Raw genomic sequence first — 15,338 nt, 5'->3', positions numbered from 1 at the left:
TGGGCAGAAGCGGCCCGATCAACCGTTCCTCGATGACCGTCGCCGGGCGCGCCGTCCGTCGCCCGCAGGCGCGGGCGGCGGCGCGCCAGGACGCGCATCCACGGCAATGTCGGATTTCGTAACGCTCAGGGGCTGTTGAGGGGGTGGCGCCTCTTCGGGCGTCGGCGCGTTACGCGCGTTACATCCCCCCTTATAAGGGGGGGAATGTGTAACGCTTTCGCATAACGCTGCGCCGCTGCTGCCCGCGTTAGAGGTAAGCGAAATTCTAACGTCGTCTAACGCACTCGTAACGCTAACGCGGGACCCTTCGACTTGAATGAGGCGCCGCTCTGCAAGTTCGGTCACGGCCCGGTGCCAAGCGCCTCGGATTGCCCCTTCCTTCCGGTCCCCGAATTTCTCGACGGTCGCTGCTCGCCACGCCTCGACCGCTGCGCTGCCGCCGAGTTCCACCCGAAGCACCTCAAGGGCGGTCAGCACATCGCCGCGCGGTGGGCGCGGCGCCGATGCAGCGCCTTCCTTGCCAAAGGCGAGCTCGGCCCGAAGGGGGCCGGCGTCGGCGGTGATGCGAAACCTGATCTTCAGGCCGGGATCGCCGTCGCGTTGCTTCAAAACCATCAGGGTCTTTGTCGCGTCTCCCCCTGTGACCGCGAGGTGAGCGTCGACATCGGCGAGGATGCAGCCGTTACCGCGCACCCGCAGGTCATCGCCTGCCTTTGCGACATGGGCGATGAGGACGACGAGCAGGTGCTTTTCTGCGGCGACCTTCAGCAGTGCGCCGAGCGCGCGGCCCATGTCCCTAGAACTGTTTTCGTCAGCCCCTCGTGTCGCGCTGCCAAGCGCGTCGATAACGATCAGCTTCAACCTCTGCCGCAGCCGATGTTCGGCCGCATCTACTGCGGTGCAGATGTCTGATGCAGCTCCCTTGTCGAGAAGGTCGATATCTCCCCTTGCGAATACGACCGGTGGACTTGGGTCCGTGGCCGTTGAAACCAAGGCACGAATGCGGGCCTCGGTGCTGTCTGCGGCCTCGGCGCTGACGTAAAGCACGCCGCCTTGCCGCGTCGCCCGACCGAGCCATTGCCCGCCGCCGGCCACCGCCAGGGCGAGGCCCGCGCTGGCGAGGGATTTCCCGCAGCCGGGCGGCCCGGCAATCGTGACGAGTCCCGTCGCCGGCAGCACCCCGTCCACCAACCAGCTCGGCGGTGGCCGTGGAGGATCGTCGAGACCTCTTAGGTTGAGTTTCATCGTGCAGCCTGTCGCCGCGCGCGGGCACGAAGCCCTCGCGGTTTCGGTTCTGGATGGTGCCCGCTCAGAGGCGCGCGGGTAGATGTTGAGGCGGCAGTGATGGCCGCGCGGCGGGTGCGGTAGCGCCCGACTTCGACCAGGGCACCGCGGCAGATCACCGCCAATTCGAAACGGCCGTCCGGTCGTTCAATGATCTTGGCGATCAGCTCACGCCCGTCTGTGACGTCGGTCGAGGAGAGACCTTCCTCGTCGATATCGGGGCGGCTATACTGAGGCTCTCGCAAGTCCTCAGCTTTATTGCCGCCCCCGGTGCGCCGCCAGCGCGCCGGGGTTTGCGTCGGTGCCCATGGCGGCCTCCTCAGGCCGCAGACGAGGCGCGTGCGGCCTCGGCGGAGACTTCGGAGGTGCTGTGCCGCTCGCGCGCGTTCAGCCAATCGACGAGATCACGGACCCGGTAACGGACGTTCTTCCCGACCTTTCGGAAGGGCGGGGTGTTGATTCCGCTACACCGCGCCTTGTTGAGGCTGGAAGAACTGAAGCCGGTAATCAGAGCGGCGTCGTCGACCGGGACATGATCATCGAACGAAAACGTGCGAGGGGCGCCGTTCTTTCCGGTGACGGTGATGAAGTTACTGTCCATGTGCTTCCCCGTTGTTGCGCTCTGTTGCGCTACCGGGGAGACGTTGCCGCCATTTGCGGCCCGTGGCCACAAATCAAAACAGCGGTGAATTTGGCGTTATTTCTTCCGCGCGTTTCCAGCGCAGGATCAGCCGGTTACTTGTTCGACTTGGCTACGCTCTCGCATACGGCTTCGACCTGCGACTGGCGCAGGTTCGCGCCTATCATGGCGGCGCAGGCCCCGACGAAGCGGGCGAAATCCCTGCGCGCAGTCAGGCGCTTTCCGGTCGCGTTCTCGAAGACGGTGACTAGCTCGACCGCGAAGTCACGAAGTCGGCCGCCGCTATCGCCGCGCCCGTCGAGCGCGGCCGACTGAGCGGTCAGATAAGCGATGCGCACGGCGAGATGATCGAAGCGAGCGATGTCCGCTTCCGCCCAGGCCGTGCCGAGGGCGCCGGGATCGGCCGGCGGCACTTCACCCTCCCGGAGCGCGGCGATGCCAAGCGCCCGTGCAAGGGACCATTCCCGTCCATCTTCGCCCGGCCGCTTGACCTCCGAGAGCGCGCGCCGCTCCTCGATGAACTTGCGCTCGCGCTTCAGCGACTGCACTTCTTCGCGGAGCCTCTGCAATGCCAGGCCGCGCGATTCATCTCGGACTCCCCACTTGCGGCTGGCTTCCTTCCAGGCGGCGAACACGGGCCGGACAAGCGCCTGAGGGTCAGCCCCCGGCGCGACCTTGGCGACGACGGCGGCGAAGGCCGGCGGCACCCCGTCGATCAGAAGCGCAAATTGCGCACCCTCGCTGTCGTGATCGCCTGCCGCGTGCTCGTCCTTGGTCGGCTCCCGCCACATCGGCAGGTCGGTGCCGAGCGCCCGCTTCCGAGCCGGGCCGGCGCGGCTCATTGGGCAGCCCGCCGGGTCGCGAGCTCGACCACTTCTGCGGCCGGCTCCGTGGCGCCCCTCATCGCCCCATCGACGGCCCGCGCCACCCTGTCCGCAGCGGCGATCAACACCCCGTCTAGGACATGCGTGTACCGGCTCGTGACACTTGAAGCGGAGTGGCCGAGCAGTGCCCCGATGGTGATTTCGCTGAAGCCGAGATCGGCGGCCGTGCTCGCGAAGGAATGGCGCAAAACATGTGCCGTGACGTCTTCCAATTCCGCCGCCTTCGCGATCTTCGCCCAGGCCCTCGGGAAGCCGCCAAAGTGGCCGACCTCGCCCCGAACTCCCGGCAGGACGAATGGATTACCTGCTTCGCGATTGATGCCGTTGAGGACCGCGAGCGCGGCCCGCCCGAGCGGGCGCGCCGATGCTCCCGTCTTACTGTCCTTCAGCCGGAGCGCTGAGCCGGCGGCGTCCACCTCGACCCACATGAGACCGACGATTTCGCCAAGGCGGCAACCTGTAAGGGCGAGAAGCCGGCCGGCGGCGACCGCCTGCCACGCCGCCCCTTCCTCTTCTGCGGCGGCCAGCGCATCCCCAAGGCGACGATACTCGTCCGGCGACAGGCGGCGCGTCCGCTTCTTGTCCGCCGGCCGGCGCACCCCTCGGGCCGGGTTTTGCTCGATGACGCCTTCGGAAACCGCGAAGGAGAGGATGCCGCCGAGGAGGCCGACCGTGCGCGCCGCCGTGCCGGCGCCGCCCTGGACGATCGACTTGCCGCGGAGCTTCCCGGTGACCTCAACCGCAGCGGTCTTGCCGGACGAGACATCGCGCATGAAGCGTGTGACATCGGCGGTCGTCAGGTCTCGCACCAACTTTTTGCCGAGGAGCGGCTTGATGTGCCGCTCCACTCGGCCGCCGTCCACGTACAAAGTGCTGGATTTCTTCGCCGCGCCCCGTCTTCCGAGTATCAGACCTTTTTCGGCCGCTTCCATATAAGCATCACAAAGCTCGGAGACCGTCATCGCAGTTCGTGCCGCCCGCTTCTGCTCCGCGGGGTCAGCGCCCTTCGCAACGTCGCCGATGATTCCCTTTGCCAGGACGCGCGCCTGATCCGGCGTGATCTGCCCGATGGGCGCGATCTTCACCCGCCGCTTGGTCCCCCGTCGCCCTTCGCCGACGCGGTAGGAAACGACGTAGACCCCAGAGCCGGTGGGCTGGACGCGAATGCCGAAACCCACGAGGTCCGAGTCCCAAATGTAGGTTTCCCCCTCGCCGGGCACGATGGCGTCGACCACCCGCTTCGTTATCCGAACCCGCGCCATCTGAAGCCCCTCCATGCCCTGCCGGCGGACCCACCTCGGACCCACGCGGACCCACCAAAACGGAAATTCCGTACAACTACCGGAACGACCGTATTTGCAGATCGTAGTGTTTTCAAGGATTTCGGAAAGGTAGTGAAAGGGCAGGAAGCTAGGGAAACGCTAGACGACTACCCTCCGAAGGCAAAGGCCGCACGTTCGAATCGTGCCGGGTGCGCCATTTCAATTAAAAGTTGTATTGGCATTTGGGTGGCAGGCCCCCCTTTTTATCCTCGCGTACCAGCGACCGAATCCCGTCTTTTCCAAAATTCGACACGGTATGAGACGCGCGGCTTGGCGCCCTTGGCTCCCACGGTCTCTTGCGTGCCACGAGGTCGGTAGATCCCTATGCCTCGCCGCGGTGATCAGGTCTTCCTTTACAAGTGCGGGACAGCTTCCGTGTCGCAGCGACCTTCTGCTTCTGGCGCTGTCGGGCACGGCAATAGCGGTGAGTGGCGGGCCTCCGATTCCCCTTGCCCCTCAACTTGAGACACCAGCCCTCTCATCCCGCGGCGGCACGTGGTCGGTTGCGGGGCCGGTGGCGCGGGGACGGAGGTTTGGCCTATATACGGCGGCTCGCACAACGCGCTCCTCAACCGAAGAGTGACCCGTGATCCCCTGGACGCAGCTCGACACCGCGGACGTGCCCGATGGCGGCGGCCGACTCCGCCTGATGCAGCGCGGCACGGAATTCTCGATCATGGCAGGCTCCATCGAGCTGATGAACAGTCGCCTCAGCGGGTCGGAAGAGGCGCTCGCCACGATGGTCTGCGCCAGGCTTCGGGATCGCTCCAAGCCTCATGTGCTGATCGGGGGGCTGGGCATGGGCTTTACCCTGCGCGCGGCGCTCGCAGAACTCGGGCCCGATGCCCGTGTCATCGTGGCGGAACTGGTGCCGGCGGTGGTCGCGTGGGCGCGCGGCCCCATGGCGGAGATCTTCGCAGGTTGCCTGACCGATCCGCGCGTCGGCATCCGCGAAGAGGACGTGGTCGGCCTGGTCCGTGCTGGCCGGGCGACTTACGACGCGATCCTGCTTGATGTCGACAACGGACCCGAAGGGCTGACACGCGAGGCCAACGACCGACTTTACGATATTGCCGGTCTCAGCGCGGCTCGGGCGGCGCTGAGGCCCGGCGGTGTGCTGGCCGTCTGGTCGTCGAGGCCGGACCGGAATTTCACCCAGCGGGTTCGCAAGGCGGGGTTTGGCGTCGAAGAGGCGCGCGTGCGGGCCAATGGAGGGCGCGGTGGGGCGCGCCACATCATCTGGATCGCCACCAACCCGGAGGTCCGCCCTCCCGTCCCCGCCCGTCACAGGCCGGCCTGACGGAGAGCGTATCCTGGAGACATCCCTTTATCTGCCCGTGAAGGCGTTTCTGGAGGGCCTCGGCTTTGCCGTCAAAGGCGAGGTCGGCGGCTGCGACCTGGTCGCGCTTGCGGGAGACGGAATACCGATCGTGGTCATCGGGGAATTGAAGCTCAGCTTCAATCTGGAACTCGTCCTCCAGGCCGTCGACCGCGCCTCCGCCTGCGACGAGGTCTGGCTCGCAGCGCGCACATCGGTGCGCGGAAACGGACGGGAAAGCGACGCGCGCTTCCGCAACCTGTGCCGGCGTCTCGGCTTCGGAATGCTCGGAGTTTCGTCCGGGGGTGAGGTGACGGTCCTCGTCAGCCCCTTGTCTCCCATGCCGCGCAAGGATCCGCGCCGCAGGTCGCGGCTCGTGGAGGAGCACCGCCGCCGCCTGGGTGATCCGGCGGTGGGGGGAGGCTCTCGCACACCCATCATGACCGCCTATCGACAGCAGGCGCTCGCTTGTGCCCTGGCCATGGCGGAAGCCCCCAAACGCCCGCGCGATCTGCGTGCATTCGCGCCCAACGCCGGAAAAATCCTGCTGGACAACGTCTATGGCTGGTTCGCCCGTGTGGATCGCGGCATCTACGGCCTCACGCCCGCGGGGCGCGAAGCGCTGATCCGCTGGCAGGCGGTTCCCGGTTCCGCGACTGCGGCGGGCGCGGGGGCGCCGATGGGCTCCGGCACAGCCGACGATGCATGATCCAGCCGGTCCAAGGGGGCGTCGCGAGCTCGACGAAATCGAAAGATCGCCATGGACCAAAAGCTCGGGGCAGCGTCACGGATGTTCCCTCTGCCGCGACATGCCATTGACCAAGCGACGGGCCATACTCGATGCGGGAAGGCGTATTCTGGTTCAGCCGCCGGTGCTATCTGCACATCGCGCTGTGAAGCCGTTCCATCAGCGTGCGGCCCAGGTGTGGGATGACCGCATCGGCTCGGGTCCAGGCGAAGAACTGGTGCCTTATGGCCTTCGGCTGCCTCGCCCTTTCCGCAGGCCTCTCCGGTGCCCTGGCGTGGCAGGCCATGAGCGGTTCAGTGGTCCCCTGGGTCGTTCAAGCGGAACTTCGCCTTCAGTCCATGGCTCTACCGCCAGAGGAACCAAATCGAGCGCTTCTTTAACCGCATCAAGCAGATGCGAGGCCTGGCAACGCGATACGACCGGCCCCCGGAGAACTTCCTCGCAGCACTCAAGCTCGCCGCGACCTATCGGCGAAGCGCCCAAGAGGCCGATCATGACCCGGCAAATGCCTGTTTACCGCCTCTCTCCACGCCGCGCCTTGCTGGGGGGCAGCGGCACGCTCGCTCAGCGTAAAAAGGTCGCCCACGGCCAAGAGACCGCGGGCGCTGAAGGATGGCATTGCCGAGCCGAAATCCGTGTCTTCCGTCATGCATTTATTGTTCAAACAACTTGCATCCGCCAGCGTTCACCGGACGCATCACATCGGCGGCCTTGATGCGATCCAGGATCTTGAAATAGTCCCATTCGCCCTTGGATTCCGCCGGCGTCTTGACCTCGGCCAGGAAGACATCGTTCATCAGCCGGCCATCGGCGCGCACCTTGGCGCCTTCCGCAAAGAAGTCATCGACAGGCAGTTCCTTCAGCTTTGCAGCGACTGCCTTGCCCTCATCAGTGCCGGCAGCGTTCACGGCGCGCAGGTAGGCGAGGGTCGAGCTGTACATGCCGGCATGGACCTGCGAGGGCATCTGTCCCGTGCGCTCCTTGAACCGCCGGGCGAATGCGCGCGTCGCATCGTTGCGGTCCCAGTAGAAGGTCGTGACGAACTTCATGCCCTGGGCGGCCTGCAGACCAAGGCTGTGCACGGTCTGCAGGTAGAGCACATAGGCGACGAGCGATTGTCCGCTGTCCTTGAGGCCGAAATCCGCCGCCTGCTTCACGGTTTCAGCCGTGTCATGGCCCGCGCTAAGCAGCAGAATGTTTTTCGCACCCGAGCGCTGCGCCTGAAGGATATATGAGCCGAAATCCAGCGTTCCCACGGGGTGGCGGACGGAGCCCAGCACCTTTCCTCCGGCAGCCTGGACAACGGAGGTCGCCTCCACCTCGGCGGACTTGCCCATGGCATAGTCGGGCACAATGAAGAACCAGGTCCCGGCTGAACTGCCCGAAAACGCCTTTCCGACGGAGTGGGGGAAGGTATAGGTGTCGTAAACCCAGACGAAGCCGGTCTCCGAGCAATCGACCCCGTAGAGACGATCGGACCCCGAGCCCACGTGCATGACTACCTTGCCCTTGGTGCGGGCGATATCCTGAACGGCGAGAGAAACCGCCGAATTGCTGATGTCGGTCAGCATGTCAACGCGGTCGACGTCGAACCACTTGCGTGCGGTGGCGGCGCCGATATCCGGCTTGTTCTGGTGATCCGCCGAGATCACCTCCACGGGAACGCCGAGGACCTTGCCGCCGAAATCCTCCACCGCCATGCGGGCGGCCTCGATCGATCCCTTTCCGGAAAAGGCCGACAGCGCGCCCGACTGGTCGTTCATCACCCCGATCCGGACCACGGAATCAGAGACCTGGGCGGTTGCTGGCACCGCAAGCACCAGGCTCGCGGCAAGGGTGATTGCCGATGACACTCTCATCAAGTTTCCTCCCGAAGATTTCGTCTTATTGACCGGCCGGTTTATTCGGCGCGGCATTGAGGTATTCGGCTTCGATCCGCCCCACGATCGCGGATATGGGCTCCTGGGCCTTGACCGCCCCTACGCCTTGGCCCGCGCTCCAGACCGTCTTCCACGAGAAGATGTCATCTGCGCCGGGGGCACGCTCGATGCGTCCATCGGGGTGCAAGAGGCCGGCTTCCTCAAGGCGGCTGCGGATGAAGTTAGCGGGCAGCCCCGACACGGCGTCGGTGAGAACAATGTCGTCCGCATCGGCGGCGATCACCGCAGCCTTGTGCTCCCGTGGGGCCAGACTCTCTTCTGCCGCGAGGAAAGTGCTGCCCATGTAGCCGATGTCGGCACCCAGCATCTCGATGGCACGCAACTCGCGCCCGTGGCTGATGCACCCCGCAACCGCAAGCGGCCCCGAATAGAATTCGCGCACGCCGGAGACGAAGGCGAACGGGTTGAGCCACCCCGTGTTTCCGCCGGCACCGGCGGTGAGCAGGATGAGGCCGTCTGCTCCGGCATCCGCCGCCTTGCGGGCATGACGCAGGCTCGCCACATCCGCCAGCACCGTGCCGCCATAGGCGTGGACACGCTCCACGACAGGGGCCGGCGAACCCACGCTGGCGATCACCAGCGGCGTACGGTGGCGTACGACGAGATCGAGGTCGGTCTCGCGCCGGGTATTGCTGCGGTGCAAGATCAGGTTCGCGGCATAGGGAGCGGCGCCCTTGGTCTCCTCGCCGAGAAGGCCCAGCCATGCGTCGAGGATTTCCGGAGTGCGCGCATTGAGTGTAGGGAAGCTCCCGATGACGCCGGCGCGGCAGGCAGCTGCAACCATTGCAGGCCCCGACACGAGGAACATGGGAGCCACGATGACCGGAATGCGCAGTTCGCGCCGAAGCTGCGGCCAGGAGCGTCCGGAGCGACCGATCATGTTCGTTTCCTGTGTGCGGAGGGGCAGGTCTCAGATGCTGCGTTCCTGGCCTGCCCAGTAGGCCTTGCGGATCTCGCGCTTCAGGATCTTGCCGGTGGGCGTGCGTGGCAGTTCGGGACGGAACTCCACACTCTTGGGGGCTTTGACCCCACCCAGCTCCGCCTTGCAGAGGGCGATCAGCTCCTGCTCCGACGCGGCCTGACCGGATTTCAGCTCGACCACGGCCTTGACCGCCTCGCCCCATTTTGCGTCCGGCACGCCGATGACAATGGCGGCCATCACCGCAGGATGGGAATGAAGCACCTGCTCTACTTCCACCGAATAGACATTGAGTCCCCCGGTGACGATCATGTCCTTCTTGCGGTCCACCAGGGTGATGTAGCCAGCCTCGTCCTTGATGCCCACGTCGCCCGTATGCAGCCAACCGTGGCGATTGAGCTCTTCCGTCGCCGCGCGGTCGCCGAGGTAGCCGGCGCTGTTGCCCCAGCCCCGCAGGACCACTTCGCCAGCCTTGTGCGGCTCCAGGATGCGGCCGTCATCGTCCATGATTTCGACCTGACGGCAAATGGAGGCGCGGCCGATGGATTGAAGCCGCCAGTCCCATTCGGGGCCGGCATCGAGACGGTGTTCTTCCGGGCGCAGGAACGCAATGGGCCCATTGGCCTCGGTCTGGCCGAACATGTTCATCATTACGGGACCGAAGACATCGATCGCCTCGCGGACCTTGGCGCGCGCCATCGGCGCGCCGGCATAGACCATCGCCTTCAGAGAGCTGAAATCGAAATCGCGGACCTGCGGATGCGCCAGCATCATGTAGATCACAGTAGGCGGCAGGAAGACGATCTCGATGCGGTCCTGCGCGATGGTCTGCATGATCTCGACCACATCCACCCTGTCGTGAAGGACATGGGTGGATCCGACCGCAGTCAGGGCATAGAGGAACGAGCCCGCGAAATGGCTGACCGGCGCCACCACCAGATGGCGAACGGGATCGTGGACGCGCATCGCGAACAGCATGTCGAAGGTCACGGCCAGCGCGGTGAGATGGGTCTGCACGACGCATTTCGGCTCACCAGTGGTGCCGCTGGTGCTGAAGATGGCCCAGGCCCCTGTCGGCTCCGCGGCGACATCGGGCATCCGTGCCCCGGGCGCCGCCATCCACGAATCGAGAGCGGGGGCTCCGCCGGCGGCGGCATCAAGGCAGACCAGGTGCCGCAATTGCGGACAGGCGAGCCGCGCCGCCTCCGCGTCCGCAGCATACTGGCTGTGAAAGAACATCACCTTTGCGCCCACCGCCCGCAGAAAGGCGATGTTCTGTGAAATCGGGTTCCTGCTGTTGACGGGCGCAACCGGATGAGCCCCGCGGAACGCGCCATACAGCGCTTCCACGCCGCGCCAGTCATTGGGCATGTAGAAGGCCACTGGATCGCCTGGGCTGATCCCGTCCCGCCTCAGGGCCACCGCGATCCGGTGGGAGGCGTCGCCGGCATCGGCATAGGTGCGGGAAACCGTGCCCTGGCGGAGAAAAGCGGTGCGGGGATTGAGCGCTACGGCCCGATCAAAAAAATCGATGAGCCTCATCCTTGATCCTTCCCCCGAATGGTCCGGCTACCCTCCGGGGGCGCCTCAGTTTGTTGGACCTTTCGACCACGCTAACAGCGAGTCGAATATCAAGCAAGTGATTGATCAAAATTCTGTCAGGGCGCTTTCGGGGGCGTTTCGCAAGCTGAACCGGCGCGCCGGATAAGGCCACGACCGAGCCGCCGACATTGTGCTTTCGTGACGATCTGCGCTATGCGGCAAGCTTTGATGGCCCGCGCGTCACGCGGGAAGCCTTTTTCTGCTGGACGGTCTGGATGCCGAAGGAACCCAAGAAGCGTGTCGGTCGCCCGAGCCAGCGGCTTCCGAAGGTCGCGATACCCGCCGGCCTTGATCGTCGCGATCAGATCATCGCAGCGGCAGGCATCCTGTTCGTCGAGAAGGGGTATGACCGCACGTCCACGCGCGACATCGCGGACGCCACCGGGCTGTTGTCCGGATCGCTCTATTACTATTTCCGCTCCAAGGAAGAATTGTTCGTCGAAGTGCATGGCGCCGGCATGAAGCTTCTCGTGGAGGCGGCGACAACAGCGCTTGCAGGCGAGAAGGACCCTTGGGCGCGGCTTGCGCGGCTCGCCGCCGCGCACTGTCGCGCCGTCCTTGAAAACCAGGGTCTCATGATCATGGTTTTTCCTCAGTTTCCCAAAGGCCTCAACGACTATCGCGCGGAGCTGGTGAAGCAGCGGGACGCCTACGAGCAGATCGTGTCAGACGCGATCCAGGCCCTTGGCCTGCCGCCGGACATTGACCCCCATCTCTTCAAGCTGCAATTCCTGGGGGCGCTGAACTGGTCGCAGACCTGGTACCGCCCCGGCGGGAGCTACACTCCCGAGGAGATAGGCTTGCACTTGGTGCGTATGCTTTGCTCCACGCGACCGTCGAGCAACTAAAGCGCGGCCACGCGCCCTTCACGATGTCAAGGACGACCCATACGCAGCAGAGCCTGTACTGAATCGCAAGGAGGCTGCTCCTTTTCCTGGACCCAGATCCTGAGGTCCGTGTCGTTACAGAAAATATTGAGGCAGTCAGGACCGGATTTCTTGGGCGGCAGGATCAGGCGCCTCATCTTTGAGGCGATAGCCTTCGGCCATGCTCCAGAAGCGCTGGCAGGCCGCGCTGTTGGGTCCCCTGCGGCGGACGAGGGTCAATTTCACCTTCGGGACATCAAGTAACGGCAGAACCCTCAAGCCGTTGCCTGTACGCCCCAAAGCGGCGGGCGAGGCGTCCATGGTGATCAGGACGCTTGGTTCCGCCGTCTGATCCGACAGTAATGCGCGAAAATTCATCTCGGGCAGTTCCATGATCCTCGCTCCGGCGGCGGCAAGTGGCGGAAACAATTCATCGAAAAGCTTCGCATGGAGCGCCCGCGTGAAGACACCGACGCCACGCCCCACAAGATCCGAAGGCTGCACAACCGCGAGCGTGGCGAGAGGGTCGCTCGCTTTCACGATGACGACCAGCTGCATGGTGCAGAAGGGCAAGAGCTCAAGGCCCCGACCGTCAAGCGGCTCGACCAGGAAGGCGGCATCGAGCTCGTCGCGGCGCAGGCGCTCGATCAGATTGCGGCTCCAGCCGATGTCGAGCTCGACCCCCGCATGCGTGGCCGCAGCGAACTGCTCGATCAATTGGACACGTTGATTGATATGTGAAGCATAGGGCGGAGAGCCGACCCTGAGGCGCCCGCCCCGGCCTCCACGGAGATCCCGCGCAACCATTTCGAACGCGGCCGCACTGTTGGCCAGAACCTCCGCAACCGCCAGAAGCCGCTCGCCTTCGGCGGTCAGCTCCACCTGCCGCGTGGTGCGATGGAAGAGCTTGCATCCCAAACGCTCCTCCAGCCGGGCGATCCGTGCCGAGAGCCACGGCTGCGAAACCCCAAGGTCTGAGGCGCTCCGGCTGAAGGACCGGGTTCGGGCGAGGTGGGCGAATTGGATCGCGGCCTTGAAATCGATGTCCATGACTGCTTGCCGGTAGCGGCCGATTTATAGTGAAGCCGAATATATCGCACACGCATTCGTCTTGGACAGTGCCCTGCGTCCGATCGCACACTCCAAGGCAAATCAAGATGAGGAAACGACGCCAGCGGCGGCCATTCATGATGGCGTTAACGCGGATACCCGTGGGCTATCGCCAGGCGGTGGCGGCTTCGGAACGGGCGTCGTGTCCTCCTCGATGATCGCGACAGGGGGGCGACGGCCCCATGCGCATCCGCTTCCGGGAGGGGAAGTCCATGAATATTTTCGTCCACCCAGCCGACGTGCCGTCGCCGACCGCCGTGCCCAATGAAGACAATGTCGGGGCGCCACTTGATCTGCCTCTGCGCGGCGTGCGCGTCGCCGAGCTTGTGTCTGGTCCCATGCGACTGGTGGGCCGTCTCCTGGCCGACCTCGGCGCGGATGTCGTGCATGTCCCGCAGTCGCCTCGGCAAGCTCCGGGCACCGGGGATCGGATGTTCGGCGGCGTCAGCCTTGATGCCCTCGCGCTCAACCGCGGCAAGACCGTGCAGCGGCTCGACCCGGTCGTTCCCGCGGAACGGGACCGTCTTCTGCGCCTGATCGGGACCGTCGACATTCTCATCGAGGATGTTTCCGTATCGGCGACGGCTTCGAGCTGGCTAGATATTCCTGCATTTCAGGCGAGCAACAAAAGTCTTGTCATCCTGTCCATTTCCGACTTCGGCCGGACCGGGGGCTTCACCGGCTGGGCCGGAACCGATCCCGTCTTCCATGCGCTTTCGGGCCAACTGGCGCGGTCGGGCATTCCGGGCCGGGCGCCGCTTCTTCCGCCCGGCGCGCTCGCACTGCGCTGCGCTGCCGCCCAGGCGGCCGTGGCAACGATGCTCGCCTTCCACGAACGCCTTGGGTCCGGACACGGCGACTGGCTCGACTTCTCAAATCTCGATGGCGTGGTGCAGACGCTTGATCCGGGCTTCGGGGTGGCCGGAAGCGCGGCCGCCGGCTCCATGGCTGCCGACACCTCTCGGGGGCGGCCGGATGTCCGTTTCCGCTATCCCATCATCGCCTGCACGGACGGCTATGTGAGGGTTTGCCTTTTGTCGGCGCGTCAGTGGCGCGGCATGTTCACCTGGATGGGATCTCCCGTGGCCTTCGCAGACCCCTCCTTCGACCAGATCCGGGTCCGCTTCGGCTCGCCGGACCTGATTCCGGCCATCGCGCGCTTCTTCGCGGACAAGAGCCGCGCCGAGCTGGAGCGGGAGGGGCAGACATTCGGCGTCCCGATCGCCATGGTGCGGACGCCGCAGGAGGCCGTTGAAACCGAACAGAACGCCGCGCGCCACCTGTTCGAGACGGTCTCGCTGGCCCAAGATATCGAGGTGAGGCTGTCCCGGAGCTGCCTGACCATCGATGGCACCCGCGCTGGCACCGACGTTCGACAGCCGCCCGACGGCAAAAGCGGCGCAGACCTTTTGGACGGCATCAGCGAGACCCTCGCAGCGACGGACGAAGCGCGCTCTGGTGAATCGGACGCTTGCAGGCCCCTGGCGGGCATTCGTGTCCTTGACCTCGGCGTGATCGTGGTTGGCGCCGAAACAGCGCGGTTGTTGGCCGATGCCGGGGCCGACGTGGTCAAGATCGAGAATGCTGCGTTTCCCGACGGGTTGCGCCAGACGCTGGATGGAGGCCCCATGTCGCAGTCCTTCGCGTCCGGGCATCGCAACAAGCGCGGCCTGAGCCTCGATCTGCGCAGCCCGGCAGGCAAGGCGCTGTTTCTGGACCTTGTGCGGAAGAGCGACGTGCTGCTGTCCAACTTCAAGCCGGGCACGCTCGACGGGCTGGGCTTTGACCGCGAGACGTTGCTTGCGGCCAATCCACGCCTTGTCATGGTCGACAGCTCCGCATTTGGTCCGTTCGGTCCGGCCAGCGGAAGCCTCGGCTATGGCCCGCTGGTGAGATCCGCTGCCGGCATCACGGCGCAATGGGCCTACGCCGGGGAGCCCGGGTCGTTCTCCGATGCCTTCACCATCTATCCCGACCATGTCGCCGCGCGGCTCGGCGCCCTGACAGCCCTCGCCTTGCTGGTGCGTCGGCGGTGGACCGGACAGGGGGGCTCGGGCAGCATCGCGCAGGCCGAAGTCATCCTCGACCACATGGGCGCCGACATCGCGGCCGCGGAGCTTGTCGCGGCGGGCCACGCCGTGGAAGGCCTCCAGCCCGATGCGCCATGGGGCGTTTATCCCTGCGCGGGCGATGACGAGTGGTGTGCCGTGACGGTGCGCGGCGACGCTGATTGGGCAGCTCTCTCGGCGCTGATTGGTCTGGCCGGGGATCGCGATCTGAACCATCGCGACGGCCGGGTGACGCATCGGGCCGAGATCGAGGGTGCCTTGAAGGCATGGCTTGCCGATCTGTCGCCCCATGAGGCGATGGAGCGGCTCCAGAACGCCGGCGTTCCCGCGGGCGCCATGCTGCGCGTGATGGAGATGCCCGAGTTCGCCTATTTTCGGGAGCGCGATTTCTATCGCAAGGTCCGTCATCCGGGCCTTGCCGACCCTGTGGTGATGGAGACCCGTCCCGTACGATCGGCGCGTCTGGCCGATCCCGAGCTGAGGCCGGCGCCGCTCATGGGCGAACACACCGTCGAGGTGTTGCAGGAGTGGCTCGGCCTGTCGAGCCGACAGATCGACGATCTCATTGCCGCGGACGTCGTTGCCGTACGCCAAACCCAGCGGGCCGCTTGAAAACGGCGATCCGGCTGCAGGAAG

General features: G+C 65.4%; 12 protein-coding genes and 2 pseudogenes. 6 read left to right on the top strand and 8 right to left on the bottom strand.

Annotated elements, in window-relative coordinates; genetic code table 11:
* Positions 1-18: 18 nt before the first annotated feature.
* The 4 genes from ACT535_RS06975 to ACT535_RS06960 all read right to left on the bottom strand — a co-directional run bounded on the left by ACT535_RS06975 (position 19) and on the right by ACT535_RS06960 (position 4,043).
* Positions 19-1,245 (bottom strand): AAA family ATPase, encoded by a 1,227-nt coding sequence (locus ACT535_RS06975; RefSeq protein WP_476363811.1) that lies wholly within the window; start codon positions 1,243-1,245, stop codon positions 19-21.
* Between the two features lie 358 nt (positions 1,246-1,603).
* Positions 1,604-1,885, bottom strand: a complete 282-nt coding sequence (locus ACT535_RS06970; RefSeq protein ID WP_476363810.1) for a helix-turn-helix transcriptional regulator — start codon at positions 1,883-1,885, stop codon at positions 1,604-1,606.
* Positions 1,886-2,019: 134 nt separating this feature from the next.
* Entirely contained in the window at positions 2,020-2,766 is a 747-nt protein-coding gene (locus tag ACT535_RS06965) for a hypothetical protein (RefSeq protein ID WP_476363809.1), read from the bottom strand.
* Complete coding sequence (locus ACT535_RS06960; RefSeq protein WP_476363808.1) at positions 2,763-4,043, bottom strand: tyrosine-type recombinase/integrase; 1,281 nt, start codon at positions 4,041-4,043, stop codon at positions 2,763-2,765. Before ACT535_RS06960 ends, ACT535_RS06965 begins: the two co-directional genes overlap by 4 nt.
* 673 nt (positions 4,044-4,716) lie before the next feature.
* On the opposite strand from ACT535_RS06960, the gene ACT535_RS06955 reads away from it, so the two are divergent.
* The 4 genes and pseudogenes from ACT535_RS06955 to ACT535_RS06940 all read left to right on the top strand — a co-directional run.
* Positions 4,717-5,430, top strand: coding sequence for a spermidine synthase (locus ACT535_RS06955; RefSeq protein ID WP_476363807.1), 714 nt, complete (start codon positions 4,717-4,719; stop codon positions 5,428-5,430).
* Between the two features lie 13 nt (positions 5,431-5,443).
* On the top strand, positions 5,444-6,157 hold the full coding sequence (locus ACT535_RS06950; protein WP_476364003.1) for a DUF2161 domain-containing phosphodiesterase: 714 nt from the start codon (positions 5,444-5,446) through the stop codon (positions 6,155-6,157).
* A gap of 145 nt (positions 6,158-6,302) precedes the next feature.
* Positions 6,303-6,549, top strand: a pseudogene (locus tag ACT535_RS06945) (VirB8/TrbF family protein); the annotation flags it as partial.
* Positions 6,512-6,658 (top strand): annotated as a pseudogene (locus ACT535_RS06940) (transposase); the annotation flags it as partial. The pseudogenes ACT535_RS06945 and ACT535_RS06940, both read left to right, overlap by 38 nt.
* Positions 6,659-6,849: 191 nt before the next feature.
* On the opposite strand, the gene ACT535_RS06935 reads toward ACT535_RS06940, so the two are convergent.
* The 3 genes from ACT535_RS06935 to ACT535_RS06925 form a co-directional block, all read right to left on the bottom strand.
* Positions 6,850-8,055 (bottom strand): ABC transporter substrate-binding protein, encoded by a 1,206-nt coding sequence (locus ACT535_RS06935; RefSeq protein WP_168459715.1) that lies wholly within the window; start codon positions 8,053-8,055, stop codon positions 6,850-6,852.
* 25 nt (positions 8,056-8,080) lie between these two features.
* Entirely contained in the window at positions 8,081-8,944 is an 864-nt protein-coding gene (locus ACT535_RS06930; RefSeq protein ID WP_476363806.1) for an NAD(P)H-dependent flavin oxidoreductase, read from the bottom strand.
* 102 nt (positions 8,945-9,046) lie between these two features.
* A complete protein-coding gene (locus ACT535_RS06925; protein WP_168459713.1) occupies positions 9,047-10,597 on the bottom strand; it encodes an AMP-binding protein in 1,551 nt (516 codons plus the stop codon).
* Positions 10,598-10,785: 188 nt separating this feature from the next.
* Here ACT535_RS06925 and ACT535_RS06920 point away from each other — a divergent pair, with 188 nt between their 5' ends.
* Positions 10,786-11,505 (top strand): TetR/AcrR family transcriptional regulator, encoded by a 720-nt coding sequence (locus tag ACT535_RS06920; protein WP_476363805.1) that lies wholly within the window; start codon positions 10,786-10,788, stop codon positions 11,503-11,505.
* A 135-nt stretch (positions 11,506-11,640) separates the two neighbouring features.
* Here ACT535_RS06920 and ACT535_RS06915 read toward each other — a convergent pair whose 3' ends face one another.
* Positions 11,641-12,573, bottom strand: a complete 933-nt coding sequence (locus ACT535_RS06915) for a LysR family transcriptional regulator (RefSeq protein WP_476363804.1) — start codon at positions 12,571-12,573, stop codon at positions 11,641-11,643.
* Between the two features lie 272 nt (positions 12,574-12,845).
* On the opposite strand from ACT535_RS06915, the gene ACT535_RS06910 reads away from it, so the two are divergent.
* The gene (locus tag ACT535_RS06910) at positions 12,846-15,314 is read left to right on the top strand and encodes a CaiB/BaiF CoA-transferase family protein (protein ID WP_476363803.1); all 2,469 of its coding nucleotides are present in this window, start codon (positions 12,846-12,848) and stop codon (positions 15,312-15,314) included.
* Positions 15,315-15,338 lie beyond the last annotated feature (24 nt).

The sequence above is a fragment of the Xanthobacter sp. DMC12 genome (genome assembly GCF_056314105.1).
Note: the sequence above shows the minus strand (reverse complement) of the source record. Positions and strands in the feature narration are given on the sequence as shown.